16 protein-coding genes and 2 tRNA genes are annotated in these 16,842 nt (G+C 65.7%); 8 read left to right on the top strand and 10 right to left on the bottom strand.

Annotation, left to right across the window (positions count from 1 at the left end):
- Nucleotides 1-280: 280 nt before the first annotated feature.
- Nucleotides 281-357 (bottom strand) — tRNA-Arg (locus MYA_RS05850).
- 179 nt (nucleotides 358-536) lie between these two features.
- Nucleotides 537-1,367, bottom strand: coding sequence for an undecaprenyl-diphosphate phosphatase (locus MYA_RS05845; protein WP_011884310.1), 831 nt, complete (start codon nucleotides 1,365-1,367; stop codon nucleotides 537-539).
- Nucleotides 1,368-1,849: 482 nt separating this feature from the next.
- On the opposite strand from MYA_RS05845, the gene MYA_RS05840 reads away from it, so the two are divergent.
- The 4 genes from MYA_RS05840 (at nucleotide 1,850) to MYA_RS05825 (ending at nucleotide 6,147) form a co-directional block, all read left to right on the top strand.
- Nucleotides 1,850-2,764 (top strand): aldose epimerase family protein, encoded by a 915-nt coding sequence (locus tag MYA_RS05840; protein ID WP_014722824.1) that lies wholly within the window; start codon nucleotides 1,850-1,852, stop codon nucleotides 2,762-2,764.
- Nucleotides 2,765-2,894: 130 nt separating this feature from the next.
- A complete protein-coding gene (locus MYA_RS05835; RefSeq protein WP_014722823.1) occupies nucleotides 2,895-3,593 on the top strand; it encodes a peptidoglycan DD-metalloendopeptidase family protein in 699 nt (232 codons plus the stop codon).
- 849 nt (nucleotides 3,594-4,442) lie between these two features.
- Nucleotides 4,443-4,766: a DUF2288 domain-containing protein gene (locus tag MYA_RS05830; RefSeq protein WP_034193252.1), complete on the top strand. Its 324-nt coding sequence runs from the start codon at nucleotides 4,443-4,445 to the stop codon at nucleotides 4,764-4,766.
- Between the two features lie 10 nt (nucleotides 4,767-4,776).
- On the top strand, nucleotides 4,777-6,147 hold the full coding sequence (locus MYA_RS05825) for an MATE family efflux transporter (protein ID WP_014722820.1): 1,371 nt from the start codon (nucleotides 4,777-4,779) through the stop codon (nucleotides 6,145-6,147).
- Nucleotides 6,148-6,163: 16 nt separating this feature from the next.
- Here the strand turns inward: MYA_RS05825 and MYA_RS05820 are convergent, their stop codons facing one another.
- The gene (locus MYA_RS05820) at nucleotides 6,164-6,349 is read right to left on the bottom strand and encodes a hypothetical protein (protein ID WP_034193330.1); all 186 of its coding nucleotides are present in this window, start codon (nucleotides 6,347-6,349) and stop codon (nucleotides 6,164-6,166) included.
- 135 nt (nucleotides 6,350-6,484) lie between these two features.
- Here MYA_RS05820 and MYA_RS31905 point away from each other — a divergent pair, with 135 nt between their 5' ends.
- Nucleotides 6,485-6,655 carry a hypothetical protein gene (locus MYA_RS31905; protein ID WP_014722818.1) on the top strand — a complete coding sequence of 57 codons (171 nt, stop codon included), beginning with the start codon at nucleotides 6,485-6,487 and terminating at the stop codon, nucleotides 6,653-6,655.
- Nucleotides 6,656-6,845: 190 nt separating this feature from the next.
- On the opposite strand, the gene MYA_RS05815 is transcribed toward MYA_RS31905, so the two are convergent.
- Together MYA_RS05815 and sixA are read right to left on the bottom strand one after the other, a co-directional pair.
- Nucleotides 6,846-7,652: a GNAT family N-acetyltransferase gene (locus MYA_RS05815; RefSeq protein ID WP_011884303.1), complete on the bottom strand. Its 807-nt coding sequence runs from the start codon at nucleotides 7,650-7,652 to the stop codon at nucleotides 6,846-6,848.
- A gap of 160 nt (nucleotides 7,653-7,812) precedes the next feature.
- Nucleotides 7,813-8,274 (bottom strand): phosphohistidine phosphatase SixA, encoded by a 462-nt coding sequence (sixA, locus tag MYA_RS05810; RefSeq protein WP_011884302.1) that lies wholly within the window; start codon nucleotides 8,272-8,274, stop codon nucleotides 7,813-7,815.
- Nucleotides 8,275-8,435: 161 nt separating this feature from the next.
- On the opposite strand from sixA, the gene MYA_RS05805 reads away from it, so the two are divergent.
- Together MYA_RS05805 and MYA_RS05800 are read left to right on the top strand one after the other, a co-directional pair.
- A tRNA-Pro gene (locus MYA_RS05805) sits at nucleotides 8,436-8,512 on the top strand.
- A gap of 142 nt (nucleotides 8,513-8,654) precedes the next feature.
- Nucleotides 8,655-9,089 carry a hypothetical protein gene (locus MYA_RS05800; protein ID WP_011884291.1) on the top strand — a complete coding sequence of 145 codons (435 nt, stop codon included), beginning with the start codon at nucleotides 8,655-8,657 and terminating at the stop codon, nucleotides 9,087-9,089.
- A gap of 79 nt (nucleotides 9,090-9,168) precedes the next feature.
- Here the strand turns inward: MYA_RS05800 and ppx are convergent, their stop codons facing one another.
- Nucleotides 9,169-10,683, bottom strand: coding sequence for an exopolyphosphatase (gene ppx, locus MYA_RS05795; RefSeq protein ID WP_011884290.1), 1,515 nt, complete (start codon nucleotides 10,681-10,683; stop codon nucleotides 9,169-9,171).
- A gap of 283 nt (nucleotides 10,684-10,966) precedes the next feature.
- Between ppx and ppk1 the strand changes: the two genes are divergently transcribed.
- Nucleotides 10,967-13,030, top strand: a complete 2,064-nt coding sequence (gene ppk1, locus MYA_RS05790; protein ID WP_011884289.1) for a polyphosphate kinase 1 — start codon at nucleotides 10,967-10,969, stop codon at nucleotides 13,028-13,030.
- Between the two features lie 117 nt (nucleotides 13,031-13,147).
- On the opposite strand, the gene phoR is transcribed toward ppk1, so the two are convergent.
- From phoR to pstB, 4 genes are read right to left on the bottom strand one after another with little or no spacing between them, the layout of a single operon-like run.
- Entirely contained in the window at nucleotides 13,148-14,467 is a 1,320-nt protein-coding gene (gene phoR / locus MYA_RS05785; RefSeq protein ID WP_011884288.1) for a phosphate regulon sensor histidine kinase PhoR, read from the bottom strand.
- Between the two features lie 57 nt (nucleotides 14,468-14,524).
- Entirely contained in the window at nucleotides 14,525-15,226 is a 702-nt protein-coding gene (gene phoB, locus MYA_RS05780; protein ID WP_006750313.1) for a phosphate regulon transcriptional regulator PhoB, read from the bottom strand.
- 31 nt (nucleotides 15,227-15,257) lie between these two features.
- Nucleotides 15,258-15,962 (bottom strand): phosphate signaling complex protein PhoU, encoded by a 705-nt coding sequence (phoU, locus tag MYA_RS05775; protein ID WP_011884287.1) that lies wholly within the window; start codon nucleotides 15,960-15,962, stop codon nucleotides 15,258-15,260.
- A gap of 18 nt (nucleotides 15,963-15,980) precedes the next feature.
- On the bottom strand, nucleotides 15,981-16,829 hold the full coding sequence (gene pstB, locus MYA_RS05770) for a phosphate ABC transporter ATP-binding protein PstB (protein ID WP_011884286.1): 849 nt from the start codon (nucleotides 16,827-16,829) through the stop codon (nucleotides 15,981-15,983).
- Between the last annotated feature and the right edge of the window lie 13 nt (nucleotides 16,830-16,842).

Here is a 16,842-nt window from a genome sequence, read left to right as displayed (position 1 = left end):
AGCCGTTTAGCGCATGGCGTCGCTCAAACTCAATCGGCGACAGGCCGAACCATCTCACGTTTCGTGGAGGTCCCAACTCTTTCGAGAAATGGTATGGACACCTCCCTCCCGTATCGTGAGGCGCAGGCAAAAGCGGTCGCCTGGGTGATTCTTGGCTTTGCTTCGCCGAAGTAGCAACGCGGCTATCTCACATTGACCAAATCCGGTTACACCATGGTTACATGGTCTACGGCTCGACGGCATTGACTCAAGGGGGATTTTCGCAAGTGCTTGATTTGACTGGCCCGCCCTACACGATTCGAACGTGTGACCTACGGCTTAGAAGGCCGTTGCTCTATCCAACTGAGCTAAGGGCGGTCGAGAGAAAAGACACGGCGACACAAACACAACCCAGGCCGCATGCAACGCACAGGCGCTTCGAGCCATACCAGAACCACCCACTCGAAGCCCCGAAACGAAACGGGCCCGGCATGAAGCCGAGCCCGAAATTATACCCGATCATCGCGACACATCACGCCAGACCGGTGCAGCAACCATCAAACCGGTTGCGGATGCAGCATGAACCACCCGAGACAGAACGCCCCGGCGATCACACAGTAAAGCCCGAACGACGCCAACCGCCCGCGCCCTTCGAAATAACGCATCAGGAACCGCACGCTCAGATACGCGGCAATCGCCGTCAACACGCCGCCGAGCAGTGCATCGGCGAGTTGGTCGCGAGCATGAAACAGCTTCGGCAACTCGAGCACGCCCGCGGCAAAAATGATCGGCGTACCGAGCAGGAACGAAAACTCCGCGGCCTTCTCCGCAGTCAACCCGGCCACATTGCCGGCGATCATCGTCAGCCCGCTGCGCGAGAAGCCCGGGATCAGCGCGCCGATCTGCGCGAGGCCCACGAGGAACGCCTGCTTGAACGTCATCTTCTCCGGCGGCTGATGCGCGCGGCTGCGCTGAATCCGATCGCCGATCCACAGCAGCACGCCGTTGACGATCAGTGCGATCGCAACGATCCGCAGGTCGTGGAACACGCGCTCGATGCGCTTCTCGAGCAGCAACCCGACGATGCCGGTCGGGATCGTGCCGATGATCAGCGCCCACATCATGTGCCCGTCATCGTTCTTGCGGCCGCCGAGCTGCGCGAAGAAACCGCCGATCAGCGCAATCCAGCGCTCACGGAAGTACCACAGCAGCGCGAGCGCCGTACCCAGATGCAGCGCGACGAGAAATGGCAGCAACTGCGGCGCGTGCTTGTCGATATGCATGCCGAACAGCGCCGGCACGAGCAGCGTGTGGCCGAGGCTGCTGACGGGGAACAGTTCGGTGACGCCCTGCAGGACGCTCAGGAATACCAGAAACCAGAGACTCACGCGTCGGTCCTTTTAAAGGTGAACAATCGGTAGGAAGACGGACGACGCACCGCGTCATCCGAAAAACGCGCCCCGATTATGCCGAGCCATGATTACTGCGCCAAGGGCATTTGACCGCTAATTGCGGCGATGCACACAAACGCTTGCAACATGTAAGCGCACAGAAAGCAAAAGGCCCGCCATTTGCATGGCGGGCCTTTCGAATCGGACAGAATCCTGTCGTCAGCGGCCGAGCTGATAAAAGAACAGTACCGTGCTGCCGGTGAACATGCCGAACAGTGCGATTCCCATTGCCATTGCCAGATCCATGGCGCCTCCTCGAAGTGTCATGACCCGGCAACATCACCGGTTTAAATGCATTATCCCGACCGTCGACGGTGTTAAAAAGTCGCGATTTCCCGAGAAGGGTTTTCCCCGACCGCGTCGCTGCCCGATAATGGAGCGCGCTCGCGCATCCCCTCACCCGTTCATCCCGACTTGCCATGCCGATCTTCCAGCAGCACGACATCCATGAACTTCACACCGGCCCGTCGCTCGTTCGGGTCGCTCCGCAATTCGGCGGTCGCCTGCTGTCGTGGTACGTCGACGGCGAGCCGATCATCTTCTGGCCGGAAACCGCGGACTGGACCAACCTCGCGCGCGTGCGCGGCGGCAATCCGCTGTTGTTCCCGTTCCTCGGCCGGCATCGCGTCGACGGCGAACTCGGCCGCTGGCGCGACGCCGCCGGCGTGGTCCGCGACCTGCCGATGCACGGTTTCGCGCGCGACCTGCCGTTCGCGGCACACGCGTCGCCGGACGGCGCCGCGCTCGCGATGTCGCTCGATGCAACCGACGCGCTGCACGACAGCTACCCGTTCGATTTCCGCTTCGAAGCGAGCTACCGTCTCGTCGATGCCCACACGCTCGACGTCGCGCTGACCACGACGAACCGCGGCGCCACACCGCTGCCGTACTACGCAGGCCACCACTTCTATTTCGCGCTGCCGCACGACGAACGCGCGCAGACCACGCTCGAGCTGCCGCCGACGCAGCGCCGCATGCAGCTGGCCGACGGCTCGATCGGCGCGGCGGAGCCGGGCCAATCGTCCTACAGCCTCGGAGATCCGGAGATCCTCGACCGCTTCCACTGTCTCGACGATGGCGCGCCGTCCGCGCCGGTACGGATCGTGATGCCGGGGCGCGGCCGCACGATCGAGATCGCGCTTGACATCCCGGGCTCGATCCCGTGGTATGCGGTCACGACGTGGACCGAGAAGCCGGAATCCGACTTCTACTGCGTCGAGCCGTGGCTCGGCCTGCCGGACGCAATTCACAACGGTCTCGGGCTGCGCATGCTCGCGCCGGGCGCGACCGAAACGGCCACGCTGCGCATTCGCGTGCTGCCGCACGCCGGCTGACATCGCCGGCGCCGGGCCGGCCATGCCGGCCGACTACGGCCAGAAACTGCGGCGGGCCGATCGAACCCGTTAAAATCGGACGTTTTGGATTGCCTGCCGCGCCGCGCGCGGCAGCGTTTTGCGAGGTTCAATGTTCGGAACAACAACGAAGCGGCTCTTCGCTGCCGCCTGTGCGGCGCTGCTCGTCGCGTGCGGCTCCGCGCCCGTCGGCCCCGGCTACTACCGCGTCGAGCGCGGCGACACGCTCTACAAGATCGCCCGCGACAACCGCACGTCGCTGGCAAACATCGTGCGCTGGAACCAGATCACGAATCCCGATGCGATCGAAGTCGGCCAGGTACTGCGCGTCGCGCCGCCGCCCGGCACGACGACCGCGTCCACCTCCGGCACCAGCACCGGTAGCGCGCCGCGCAGCCGCCCCGCGCCATCCGCGCCGGTCGAATCGAACGTCAAACCGGCTTCCAGCATCGCGCTGATCTGGCCGGCAGCCGGCAATGTGGTGCGCACGTTCGACGGATCGAAATCCAAGGGGATCGACATCGCGAATTCGGCCGGTACGCCGGTGCAGGCGGCCGCCACCGGCACGGTCGTCTATGCGGGCAACGGCTTGCGCGGCTACGGCAATCTGATCATCCTGAAGCACAACGCCGATTACCTGACGGCCTACGCGCACAACCGCGCGCTGCTCGTGAAGGAAGGCCAGTCGGTCACACAGGGGCAGACGATCGCCGAGATGGGCAGCAGCGACAGCGATCGCGTCGCGCTGCATTTCGAACTGCGTTACGGCGGCCGCTCGATCGACCCCGCACGCTACCTGCCCGCGCGCTGAACGCGCGGGCCGCCGACGGACGACATGAGATGCCGGCATGCATCGCATGTCGTCGCGAGGGCAATCCGAAAGGTTGTGTCAGCGCTTGCGCAGACGACCGATGAAACGGCCGGACAACGGATCGACACGGCTCGCAAACATCACCAGCGCGCCGATTCCGAACAGGCTGAACCCCGTAGCAATCAGAAGCAAATCCATGGTCACATCACTGTTTTGTCGTGATCTTATGCGTCATTGAGAAATCGTGCACTGAACTGCCCCGTCGCACGAGTCCGAACATTCCCTATCCACAGTCGCCATTGTGGTTTCGGTCGCGTGAATCAATGATGTAAGCGCGCCGACGGTTGCTTCGGCAGACCTCGACGCGACCCGCGATACCGCGTGCAGCCGACCGCCCAAAAAGGCCGCTCAGCCGCTTCAGCACGAGGGTTCCAGCCGCGCCGCGATTGCCGCGTGAGCGACGGCGGACGGCTCGCGCCGACTCAACAAACATCCCACGGCAACGTGACACGCACCGCGCTCGGCGAACTGAGGAAGGTTTCTAACCGTCGCGCGAACGGCTCCGTGCGCGCCGTGCACTTCGTCGGCCGCGACGACGAAGCAATCGCGACCGGCGGTTACCGCATCGGCCCGCGGTCATGGTCGGCGTGCCCCAGGGCGGGACAGCTACCGACATCGTGAAGGCGTTCATCGCGCCGCCGAACCCCGGCGATGTTGGCGACGACACGCTCGCGCATCCCTCGCCATGCAACGCACGCCAGCAGCACGGCCGTGCCGCGACGGCCAGCCGGTCGCCCGATAGCCCGGATGGTTTATAGTGGCGCCACGCAGCCTTTCTCCCGAACACCGATGTCCTCCCAACACGAAACCGCCGCGGGCGCGTCGCATAGCCCGCTCTACGCCAAACTCCTGGGTGAAACCGCCAAGATCGACTGGTGCGATCTCGAGCGCTTCTTCGCACAAGGCAAGCTGCTGTCGGTCGCGCGCGATCTCGATCTCGTCAGCGTCGCGGAAGCGATCGCCAGCGACGACGCCGAGCAAGTCACGCGCTGGCTGTCGGCCGGCCTCGTCGCGCGCATGCCGGCACCAACCGCTTCCGACTACGCGGCACGCGATCCGGAGCTGTGGGCGGTAGTCGTGTCGCCGTGGGTGTGCGTGCAGGAACGCGCCTGACGCGTTCGCGATGTCCGAATCCGCCTTACCGCACGCGGCCGACACCGCATCGGCCGCCGTCTCGCACCGGCGCGTCCTCGCGCTCGCGTTCCCGATCGTCCTCGCCAACCTGACCCAGCCGCTGCTCGGCGCGGTCGACACGGCCGTGGCCGGCCATCTCGACGGCGCGCAGTATCTCGGCGGCGTCGCGCTCGGCGGCCTCGTCTTCAACTTCGTGTTCTGGGGCTTCGGCTTCCTGCGGATGGGCACGACCGGCCTCGTCGCGCAGGCGCACGGCGCCCGCGACGCAGCCGGCATCCGCCTGAGCGTGCTGCGCGCGCTCATCGTCGCGTTCGCGCTCGGCGCCGCCGTGCTCGCCTTGCAGGTGCCGCTGCTGTCGTTCGCGCTGACCGCGCTCGGCGGCAGCGACGCGGTGCGTGCGACGGCACTCGCCTACAGCCGCGCACGCATCTGGAGCGCTCCGTTCGCGCTGGCGAACTACGTCGTGCTCGGCTACCTGCTCGGCGTGCAGCGCGTGCGGCTCGCCCTCGTCGCGCAGGTGTTCATCAACGCGGTGAACATCGGCGCCGTGCTGCTTTACGTGTACGGCTTCGGCTGGGGCATTGCCGGAATCGGCGCCGCAACGGCCACCGCGGACGCGTGCGGCTTCGCGCTCGGCGCGTGGATGCTGTGGCGGCTGCGGCCGCGCGGCCTCGGGCCGCTCGCGGCGCATGCGCTGGTGGATCGCATAGCGCTCACGCGGCTGATCGCGCTCAATCGCGACATCTTCCTGCGCACGCTGTGCCTGCTGGGCGCGTTCGGCTGGTTCGCGCATCTCGGGGCGCAACAGGGCGACGCGACGCTCGCCGCAAACGCGCTGCTGCTGAATTTCCAAACCTTCATGGCGTATGGGCTCGACGGCTTCGCTCGCGCGGCCGAAGCGCTCGTCGGCGCCGCCGCCGGCGCACGCGATCGCGCGACGTTCCGGCAGGCCGTGCGCGTCACGCTGCTGTGGTCGGCGCTGGGTGCGCTGCTGTTCGCGCTCGTCTATTGGGCAGCCGGCGGCTGGATCGTCGCGCGGCTGACCGACCAGCCCGACATCCGCGCCGTCGCGCTGCGTTATTTGCCCTGGGCAGCCGTCTCGCCGATCGTTTCCGTGTGGGGCTTTCTGCTCGACGGCGTGTTCATCGGCGCAACCCAGACGCAGTCGCTGATGCGCGCGATGGTGGCATCGCTCGCGGTCTTCATCGCTGCGACGCTCGTCGCCGTCGGCCCGTTCGGCAACCACGGACTGTGGTTCGCACTGCTGCTGTTCATGGCCGCGCGTGGCGCGACACTCGCACGCCATCTGCCGGCGCTCGTGCGGCGCATCGGCGCCGACGGGCCGGCGGCCGGCGCCTGAGCGCCTCGGGCAGCGGCTATTGCGCCGCAGCGCCCGCGGGCGCCGGCGACGCATCGAGCATCGACGGCGGCGTCATGTCGGTCGGCACGCCGTGGTAGTCGGCTGGATCCTGCGGCGGGTGGCCGCGGCGTGCCTCGCGAGGATCGCCGGCACAACCGGCAAGAATCGACACGGCCAGCACGAACAGCATCAAACGGGTCATCGGGAAGGCTCCGAAAAACGGCGCGCCCATCGCGCGCCGGAACCGGGCCGAGTCTAGCCGAATTCCGGTTTGGGAGTCGTCGCGCACATGTCCTACCATGCAAACATGGCGCTGTGCCGTTGAAAGGAGGCTGCCATGATGTCTGAAGAGATCGCCGGCCTGATCGGCCTGTTCATCGGTGTGATGGTGCTCGTCGCGCTGTCCTACTTCGAGTCGCGCGAATACAAGCGCACCCACGGTGGCGAAGGGATGATCCATCACTGGATGGCGGAACACCATCTGCTCGACTGGCGGCGCAAGCATTAGCGCACGCCGCTGCGTCGTCGGGTCCGCCGCGTGAGCGGCGCATCCAACGTGCGGACATGCGCACGCTGGAGCGGCCGGTGCGTGCCGCGAAAAGCGAACGCCATCACGCGGCGCATCGGCGCGTGAGGGCGTTCGTTTGCGTTCGCTTGCGCGTGCGCGTCGGGCGCGACGCGCAGGCAAGCGGCAGTGCTCAGCCCAGGAAGTGCCGGGCGTAGCGCGCGTTGATGTCCGACAGGCGGAACAGCGTCAGGAAGTCGGCGCAGTTGAAGTCGGGATCCCAGGCCGGTGCGCCGCAGATCTTCGCGCCGAGGCGCAGATAGCCCTTGATGAGCGGCGGCGGCGCGACGACGGTGCCCGTCTGCAGCTCGTCGACCGGCAGCGCGGTGTGCGGGAAGGCGCGGTACTCGGGCGCGGTCAGCGAGTGTGCGGGCAGCGACTGATACAGGTTGGCCGCATAGTGGCCGCCGTCGGCCATCGACACGCTCGCGCAGCCCAGCATCGTCTCATAGCCGTTCTGCATCATGTAGGCGCCGAGACCGCCCCACAACGCCATGATCACCGCGCCGCTACGGTAGTCGCTGTGCACGCACGAGCGGCCGACCTCGACCATCTTGCCGCGCAGGTGCGTCAGCCGCGACAGGTCGAATTCGCCCTCGGCGTACAACCGGCCGACGCGGGCCGCCTGGTGCGGCGGCAGCACGCGATACGTGCCGACAACTTTCAGCGTATCGAGATCGCGGACCAGCAGGTGGTCGCAGTAGGCGTCGAAAGGATCGACGTCGAGACCGGACGGGCCGCTGACCTGCGCGCCCATCTCCTCGGCGAATACGGTGTAGCGCAGACGCTGCGCCTCGCGCAGTTCGTCTTCCGTGCGCGCCCAGGCGGCCCGCAGACGGTACTCGGATGTGACGGTTTCAGCGGCGCGCGGCAGGTGGCGCCGCGCTGTATCGAGGGGCAGCGAGGCGAAGGGGAGCGTAGGCGTCGGCAGTTCTCGCATTAGGCTTTCCTGGTCGTAAGGAATAGGACGACATGCCAGCCAATGTAGTAACCGGTCGTTACCGTTCTGTGGCACGACCGTGTCCTTTCAATGACGTGTCGCCGAATTGACTTTAGCAGAAAGCTTACGCAACCGTATGATCAATGGCACGAAAACCGCTTCAGACAAGCTCCGGCGTCAGTACGGCGCGCAGCACGGCCTGATGGTTGCCGTCGCGGGTGCGGCTCGCGAGCCACACGATGCCGCCCTTCTTGACGCTCCAGCTGTCGCCGTTGCGCGCGATCAGTTCGGCGGCGACGCAGCCGAGCGTCGGCTGGTGGCCGACGATCACGACCGTCGGTGCGATGCCGTCGGGCCAGCCTGCGGCGGCCAGCACGTCGTCCACGCTGCCGCCCGGGGCGAGCGCATCGACGGTCCGGTACTGGTCGGTGAGCGCCTCGACCGTCTGCACCGTGCGCGCCGCCGGGCTCGCGAGGATCACGCTGCTCGATTCGAGCCGGCCGCGCAGCCATTTGGCCATCGCCTGCGCTTCCTTGCGGCCGCGGGTGGTCAGTTGTCTCGCCAGATCGTTGGCCGCGTAGTCCTCGGCCTCGGCGTGACGCCACAGGATCAGATTCATCATCGTGTCTCTCCATGTGTCGGCGAACCGTCCGGCCGTACGTGTGCGCGGCGGACGGTCATCGTTGGTATTGTCGCCAATCGGTGGGCGTTCGTGGTCGAACGCGGCATGTGGATAACGGGATTGACCCAGCGACCCATTAGACGCTAGAATCTTTGGCTCGTCGGAGCGTAGCGCAGCCTGGTAGCGCATCTGATTTGGGATCAGAGGGTCGTAGGTTCGAATCCTATCGCTCCGACCAAAGGAATCAAGGGGTTACATGCCAAAAGCGTGTAACCCCTTTTTCTTTTTGCGCAGTAGCGACCGGTTTTCACCGGCGCCAGCCCACGCACGAATCTTGCGACACCACGCGATAATATCCGTGATCAAACTCGCAACCGCGCATGAACGACCCAATTTTCAAAACCGCCCTCTTCGGCGCGCTGCTCGCGTTCGCCGCATCGTGCAACGCCGCACCCGGCAAATCGATCGACGCCGCGCTCGACTGTCATTCGAACGGCCACAAGTTCGTCGCGCCGCTGCTCGCCGCGGGCGACATCGAGTCGCAGCCGATGCACGTCGAACCGAATTCGGTGAACGCGTTCCGTACGAGCCATCCGTTGACCGCCTATGGCTTCGGCGTCTACGTCGTGCTCGGCTACCAGGCGAACGACCCGATCTTCCGCTCGGGCACCGGCACGCCGATCGGCGAATGGGCCTATGGCGTCGTCGTGCACGGCACGAAGAGCGCCGTCGAGACGGCCGTGCGCAATGCAGGCAGCGACGCCACCGTCAAGCAGGCGTTTCCGTTCCTGACCGCGATCGTGTGCTCTGACTGAGCGAGTCGCGCAGAATCCGGGCGCGCGCAAACGCGCCGCCCGCCCACGCGCGAACGCCGAACGCCGAACGCCGAACGCATCAAGCGCCGGTATAGACGACGCGATACGGAATACCGACCTTCTCCCACTCGGCCGCTTCCTGGCTGAGGCTGTAGTCGGTCAGCGGGTTTTGCTCGACCCATGCGCCCGGCAGGCGCACTTCATACCCGCCCTTCTTCATCTGCGACACGGAAATGTCCGGCAGCCCCGCATCCGTGCGGCGTCGGCACAGCAGCGCGGCGAGCCGCAGGCAGAACAGCAGCGGCCACTCGACATCGCGCGCCTGCGACAGCTTGCCGAGCTTGCCCGCATGCCCGAGCACGAGCGCGGCAAGGCGCGCCTGATCGGTACGCGAAAAGCCCGGCATGTCCGCATTGCTCGCGATATAGGCCGAATGCTTGTGGTACGAACTGTGCGAGATCGACAGCCCGATCTCGTGCAGCGCAGCGGCCCAGCCCAGAAACGTCCGGCCTTCTTCGCGCGCCTCGTCGTCGCCTTCCTCGAGTTCGTCGTAGAACCGCACGGCCAGCGCGGCGATCCGCCCGGCCTGCGCACGATCGACGCCGTAGCGGCGCGTGAAGCCCTCGACGGTCACCGCGCGCATGTCCTCGTGCTGCGTGCGGCCGAGCAGGTCGTACAGCACGCCGAGACGCAGCGCGCCGTCGGTCGTATCGACATAGTCGACGCCCAGCTCCTCGAACACGGCCAGCATGATCGCGAGGCCGCCGGCGAGCACCGGCACGCGATCGGGCTTCAGCGCGATCAGCTTCAACCGGTTCACGTTCTCCGACTTGATCAGCGCGCGCTTCAGGCGCTCGAGCCCGCCGCGCGAAATGCCGTGCGTGATGCCCGCATCGTTGAAGCCGTTCGCCTCGACGAGCTCGGCGAGCGCACGCGCGGTACCGGACGACCCGATCGCCTGGTCCCATCCGGCCTTCTTGTACTCGCTGGAAATGATCTGGATCTCGCGCTTGGCCGCGAGCTCGGCCTGTCGCATCGTGTATTCGTCGACGTTGCCGGCCGGAAAGAACGTGCGGCTGTGGCTCACGCAGCCGATATAAAGGCTCTCCATCACGAGCGGCGTGTAGTGCGAGCCGATGATGAACTCGGTCGAGCCGCCGCCGATGTCGACCACGAGCCGCTTGCCCGCGCTCGCCGGCACCGAATGCGCAGCGCCTGCGTAGATCAGCCGCGCCTCTTCGCGACCGGCGATCACTTCGATCGGAAACCCGAGCGCCGCCTCGGCCTCGCCGAGGAATTCGCCCGCATTCTTCGCGACCCGCAACGTATTGGTCGCCACCGCGCGCACATGATCGGGATGGAAATCGCGCAGGCGCTCGCCGAACCGTTTGAGCGCGTCCCAGCCACGCTCCTGCGACGCACGGTCGAGCATCTTGTCGCTCGACAGCCCCGCGGCCAGTCGAACGGGCTCGCGCAACGCATCGACAGGATAGATCTGGCTGCCCGCCGACGTTTCCTCGACGCGCCCGACGATGAGCCGGAAGCTGTTCGAGCCGAGATCGACGGCCGCCAGCAAGTGGGGGGATGTAACCATCAGAAGGGGCTCCGTGCGCGTACGCCCGCGGCAACCGCAACCGGTCAGGCCCGCTGGACGACTGTCAAAGGCGTCATTTTAAGCGTGGAACCCTTGCCATTGCCACGCTTCACGGGCATGTAAACAGGTAGATTCCATATATCCGAAACATTTATGAGACGAAACGGGTTCCGGCGTAGAATTTCCCGATACCAATAAACCAACGTCATCAGCACGTCATCCTACCGTGAGAGTTTCCGAGCGTCCTTTCGAATCATCGCCCGAATCATCCGTTACTCTGCCGATGTCCGCTCGCTACCCGCTACTCAATCGTGAACTCGGCATCCTCGGTTTCAACGAGCGTGTGCTGGCCCAGGCCGCCGACCCGCAAGTGCCGCTGCTCGAGCGCCTGCGCTTCATCTGCATCACCAGCAGCAACCTCGACGAATTCTTCGAGGTGCGGATGGCGGGCCTGCAGGAACAGATCCGCGACAATCCCGGTGCGCTGACGCCCGACGGCATGTCGCTGCAACACGCTTACGATCTCGTCGTCGAGCGCGCGCAGCGGCTCGTCCATCGCCAGTACACGATGCTGCACGAAACCGTGCTGCCCGCGCTCGAACAGGAAGGCATCTACTTCCACGCGAGCGACACCTGGAACGACGCGCAGCTCGAATGGGCGCGCGGCTACTTTCTCGACGAACTGCTGCCGGTGCTCACGCCGATCGGCCTCGACCCCGCGCATCCGTTCCCGCGCGTGCTGAACAAGAGCCTGAACTTCGTGGTCGAGCTCGAAGGCCGCGACGCGTTCGGCCGGCAGGCGGTGATGGGCATCGTGCAGGCGCCGCGCGCGCTGCCGCGCGTGGTGCGCATGCCGCAGTCGCTGTCGGGCTTCGAGCACGGCTTCGTGCTGCTCAGCTCGTTCATGCAACGCTTCGTCGGCGAACTGTTCCCGCAGCTCGTCGTGAAGAGCTGCAACCAGTTCCGCATCACCCGCAACAGCGAGCTGTTCGTCGACGAAGACGAAATCACCAACCTGCGCGTCGCGCTGCAAGGCGAACTGCCCGCGCGTCACCTCGGCAACGCGGTGCGCCTCGAAGTCTCGGCCGACACGCCTGCGCACATCGTGCGCCGCCTGCTCGACGAAAGCAGCCTCGGCGACAAGGACTGCTACCGCGTGGCAGGCTCGGTGAACCTCGTGCGGCTGATGCAGATTCCCGATCTCGTCGACCGTCCCGACCTGAAATTCGCGCCGTTCGTCGCGTCGATCCCGCCTGCAATCGCGAACGCGCCGACGATGTTCGACGCGATCGACGCCGGCGACATCCTGCTGCACCATCCGTACGAGAGCTTCCAGCCGGTGCTCGAGCTGCTGCAGCAGGCCGCGAAGGATCCGAGCGTGGTCGCGATCAAGCAGACGATCTATCGCACCGGCACCGATTCGCCGCTGATGGACGCACTGATGGAAGCCGCGCGCAACGGCAAGGAAGTGACGGTCGTCGTCGAGCTGCTCGCGCGCTTCGACGAGGAGACCAACATCAACTGGGCGTCGCAGCTCGAAGCGGTCGGCGCGCACGTCGTGTACGGCGTGGTCGGCCACAAGTGCCACGCGAAGATGATGCTGATCGTGCGGCGCGTGGTCGAAGGCGGCAAGGCGACGCTGCGCCGCTATGTCCACCTCGGCACCGGCAACTATCATCCGCGCACCGCGCGCCTCTACACCGACTTCGGGCTGATGACGGCCGACCAGAAGATCTGCGAGGACGTGCACCACGTGTTCCAGCAGCTGACCGGCATCGGCGGCGAGCTGACGCTGCACGAGCTGTGGCAGTCGCCGTTCACGCTGCATCCGCGCATCATCGATTCGATCCGCGCCGAGATCGACAACGCGCGCGCCGGCAAGCGCGCCCGCATCGTCGCGAAGATGAACGCGCTGCTCGAGCCGTCGGTGATCGCCGCGCTGTACGAAGCGTCGCAGGCCGGCGTCAAGGTCGACCTGATCGTGCGCGGCGTGTGCGCACTGAAGCCGGGCGTGCCGGGGCTGTCGGAGAACATCACGGTGCGCTCGATCGTCGGCCGCTTCCTCGAACATCACCGCATCTACTATTTCCATGCGGGCGGCGCCGAGGAAGTCTATCTGTCGAGCGCCGACTGGATGGACCGCAACCTGTTCCGCCGCGTCGAAGTCGCGTTCCCGATCCGCGCGCGCAAGCTCAAGCGCCGCGTGATCGCCGAAGGGCTGTCGGTCTGCCTCGGCGACAACCAGTCGGCCTGGCTGATGCAGAGCGACGGCCACTACCGCCGCCGGCGCGCGGGCAAGACGGTCCGCAATGCGCAGCTCGGGCTGCTCGCGAAGTTCTGTTCGTAGCGACGCCGTGCGCGCGCTCGCGCGCCGCGCAGCAAACGAAAAAGCACAACCCGCGGGTTGTGCTTTTTTCATTCCGGGCCGCGCGCCGATGCAGCGCCCGGCGCGCGCGTTACACGCTCACGCCTCGAACGCCGCGGGCCGGATCGCGATCACGCGCGACGCCGGGAACCGCGCGGTGAACGTGCTGCCGCGCCCTTCCTCGCTCTGCACGTACAGGTGCGAGTCGTGCCGCTGCAGCACGTGCTTGACGATCGCGAGGCCGAGCCCCGTGCCGCCCGTGTCGCGCGAGCGGCTGCGATCGACGCGGTAGAAGCGCTCGGTCAGTCGCGGCAGGTCGGCCGCCGGAATGCCGAAGCCGCTGTCGGTGACGGAAAACACGCCCTGCGCGCCCTCGCGCCGCCATGACACGGCGATCTTGCCGCCGTCCGGCGTATAGCGGATCGCATTGGTGACGAGATTCGCGAACGCGCTGAACACTTCGGTCTGCGCGCCGGTCACGCCGAGCGTCTCGTCGATCGAGAACGTGATGTCGTGGTGCCCGTTCGACAACGTCTGCGCATCCTCCTTCAGATGATCGAACAGCGCGCGCATGTCGACCGCGTGATCCGTCGGCGGCCGGCTTTCGCCCTCGAGCTTCGCGAGCACCAGCAGATCGGTCACGATATGCCGCATCCGCGACGCCTGCTGCTCCATCAAGTCGAGATAACGCGCGCGATCGTCTTCGTTCAGCGGCAGCTCGCGCATCGTCTCGAGGAAGCCCGACAACACCGTCAGCGGCGTCTTCAGCTCATGCGACACGTTGGCGACGAAGTCGCGCCGCATCGCATCGGTGCGCTCGAGCTCGGTGATGTCCTGCGTGAGCAGCAGCTTGCGGTTCTCGCCGTACGGAAACACCTGCACTTCGAGCACGTTCTGCCGCGATTCGCCCATGCCGCGCATCACGAGCGTCTCGTCGTAATGCTGCCCGTTCAGGTAGCGGACGAACTCGGGATGGCGCACGAGGTTCGTGATGTGCTGGCGCAGGTCGCGCTTCGCGTCGACGCCGAAGTGCACCTCGGCGATCGCGTTGCACCATTCGATCTGATCGTGATCGTCGAGCATCGCGACGCCGTTCGGCGACGCCTGGATCGCCTGGATGAAGCGCGAATGCTGCTGCTCGACCTGGCGCACCTGCGCATGCCACTGCTTCGCGAGCTTGTGCAGCCGGTAATAGATTTCGCCCCAGATGCCCGGCGCGCTCGGCACCTCGCCATAGACGGGCGCATCGAGCAGACGCCACAGGCGTTGCGTGTGGAACGTACTGAAGAAGCCCTGCGCAACCAGCATCACGACCGCGAACGCGAGGCCCGCAATCGGGCCGGCGAACACGCCGACCAATACGCTGATCAGCACGAGCAGCATGAGCGACACGAGAAAGCGCGCCCAGATGATGTTCATGTTTCAGCGCCCGAATGAATGAACGGCATGCCGTGGCACACGGCACGTGCGGATACGTTACGCGTGCTTCGCGAGCCGGTAGCCGCTGCCGCGAACGGTCTCGATCATCGCATCGCAGCCGGCCGGTTTCAAGGCCGCGCGCAAGCGCTTGATGTGCACGTCGACGGTGCGCTCCTCGACGAACACGTGATCGCCCCACACCTGGTCGAGCAGTTGCGTGCGGCTGTGCACGCGCTCCGGATGCGTCATGAAGAAATGCAGCAGGCGGAATTCGGTCGGGCCGAGGTCGAGCTTGATCTCGCTGCCGTCGCCGTGCGCGGCGACCCGGTGCGTGGCCGGATCGAGCCGCAGCCCGTTGATCGACACGACGTCCTCGGTCAGCTGCGGCGCACGGCGGCGCAGCACGGCCTTGATGCGCGCCATCAGCTCCTTCGGCGAGAACGGCTTCGTCACGTAGTCGTCCGCGCCGATCTCGAGGCCGAGCACCTTGTCCTGCTCGTCGCCGCGCGCGGTCAGCATGATGATCGGGATGTGCTTGGTCCGCTCGTTGTTGCGCAGGTCGCGCGCGAACGCGATGCCCGATTTGCCCGGCAGCATCCAGTCGAGCAGCACGAGGTCGGGCAGCACGTCGCTGATCAGGTTCTGCGCCTGCTCCGCGTTGTAGGCGCGGATCGGGCAGTGACCGGCATGCTGGAGATTCACCGAGATCAGTTCGGAAATCGCGGGCTCATCTTCGACGACGAGAATGTTGCTGGGCATCGGCACCTCTGTTCTTCCTATACGGAGTCGATTAACTGTTGGCTTCGCGATCGAGCGTGTCGCGCGGCTGATGCCGCACGTCGGTACCCTTCACGATGTAGATGATGAACTCGGCGATGTTCTTCGCGTGATCGCCGATGCGCTCGATGGCCTTCGCGATGAACAGGTACTCGAGGCCGACCGAGATCGTGCGCGGATCTTCCTGCATGTACGACACGAGCTTGCGCACGAACGCACGGAATTCCAGGTCGATCTCCTTGTCGTCCTTGACGATCTGCGCGGCGGCCACCGTGTCGAGGCGCGCGAACGCGTCGAGCGCCCGGCGCAGGATCGTCACGGCCATCTCGCCCGACACCTTGATCTCGGCGATGTTGACCGCGCGCGCGGCCGGCTCGTCGATCAGGCGGCGCACGCGCTTCGCGATCTTCTCGGCTTCGTCGCCGGCGCGCTCGAGGTTCGTAATCGTTTTCGAAATCGACATCAGAAGACGCAGATCGCGCGCGGCAGGCTGCCTCCGCGCGATGATGTTGCCGCACTCCTGGTCGATCTCGACTTCCATCGCGTTCAGCGTTTCCTCGGCCGTGACGACCTTCTCCGCCGCCTCGCGGTCGAATTCGTTCAGCGCGTACATCGCGCCGACGATCTGCGACTCGACGAGTCCGCCCATTTCCAGCACCTTCGACGACACGGCGTTCAGGTCCGCGTCGAACTGGCTCGACAGATGTTTATCCGACATGGCTGTTGTTCTCCGTCATCAGCCGAAACGGCCGGTGATGTAGTCTTCCGTTTCCTTGCGTACCGGCTTGATGAAGATCTTCTCGGTCTCGCCGAATTCGATCAGCTCGCCCAGGTACATGTACGCGGTGAAGTCCGAGCAGCGTGCGGCCTGCTGCATGTTGTGCGTGACGATCACGACCGTGTAGTCGCTCTTGAGCTCGGCGATCAGCTCCTCGATGCGGCCCGTCGAGATCGGGTCGAGCGCGGAGCACGGCTCGTCGAGCAGCAGCACTTCCGGACGGATCGCGATGCCGCGCGCGATGCACAGCCGCTGCTGCTGGCCGCCGGACAGCCCGTAGCCGCTCTGGTTCAGCTTGTCCTTGACTTCGCTCCACAGCGCGGCTTTGGTCAGCGCCCATTCGACGCGGTCGTCCATCTCCGAGCGCGTGAGCTTCTCGAACATCTTCACGCCGAACGCGATGTTGTCGTAGATCGACATCGGGAACGGCGTCGGCTTCTGGAACACCATGCCGATGCGCGCACGCAGCAGCGAAATGTCGCGCTTGGTGGTCAGCAGGTTCTCGCCGTCCATCAGGATCTCGCCTTCGGCGCGCTGCTCCGGATAGAGCGCGAACATCTTGTTGAAGGTGCGCAGCAGCGTCGACTTGCCGCAACCCGACGGGCCGATGAACGCCGTCACCTTCCCTTCGGGAATGCGCAGGTTGATGTTCTTCAGCGCGTGGAACTTGTTGTAGAAGAAATTGAGGTTGTTGACCTCGATCTTCGCGTTCAACGGCTCGAGCGGGCGGTCGTTTGCCGTGTCTTGCGTGCCGGCGGGCGCAACCGTGCGCTCGACGGGATTCAGGTGGCTTTCTGCCATATTCATCGGATTGCTCCGC

This window comes from Burkholderia sp. KJ006, assembly GCF_000262695.1.
GTDB lineage: Bacteria > Pseudomonadota > Gammaproteobacteria > Burkholderiales > Burkholderiaceae > Burkholderia > Burkholderia vietnamiensis.
Note: the sequence above shows the minus strand (reverse complement) of the source record. Positions and strands in the feature narration are given on the sequence as shown.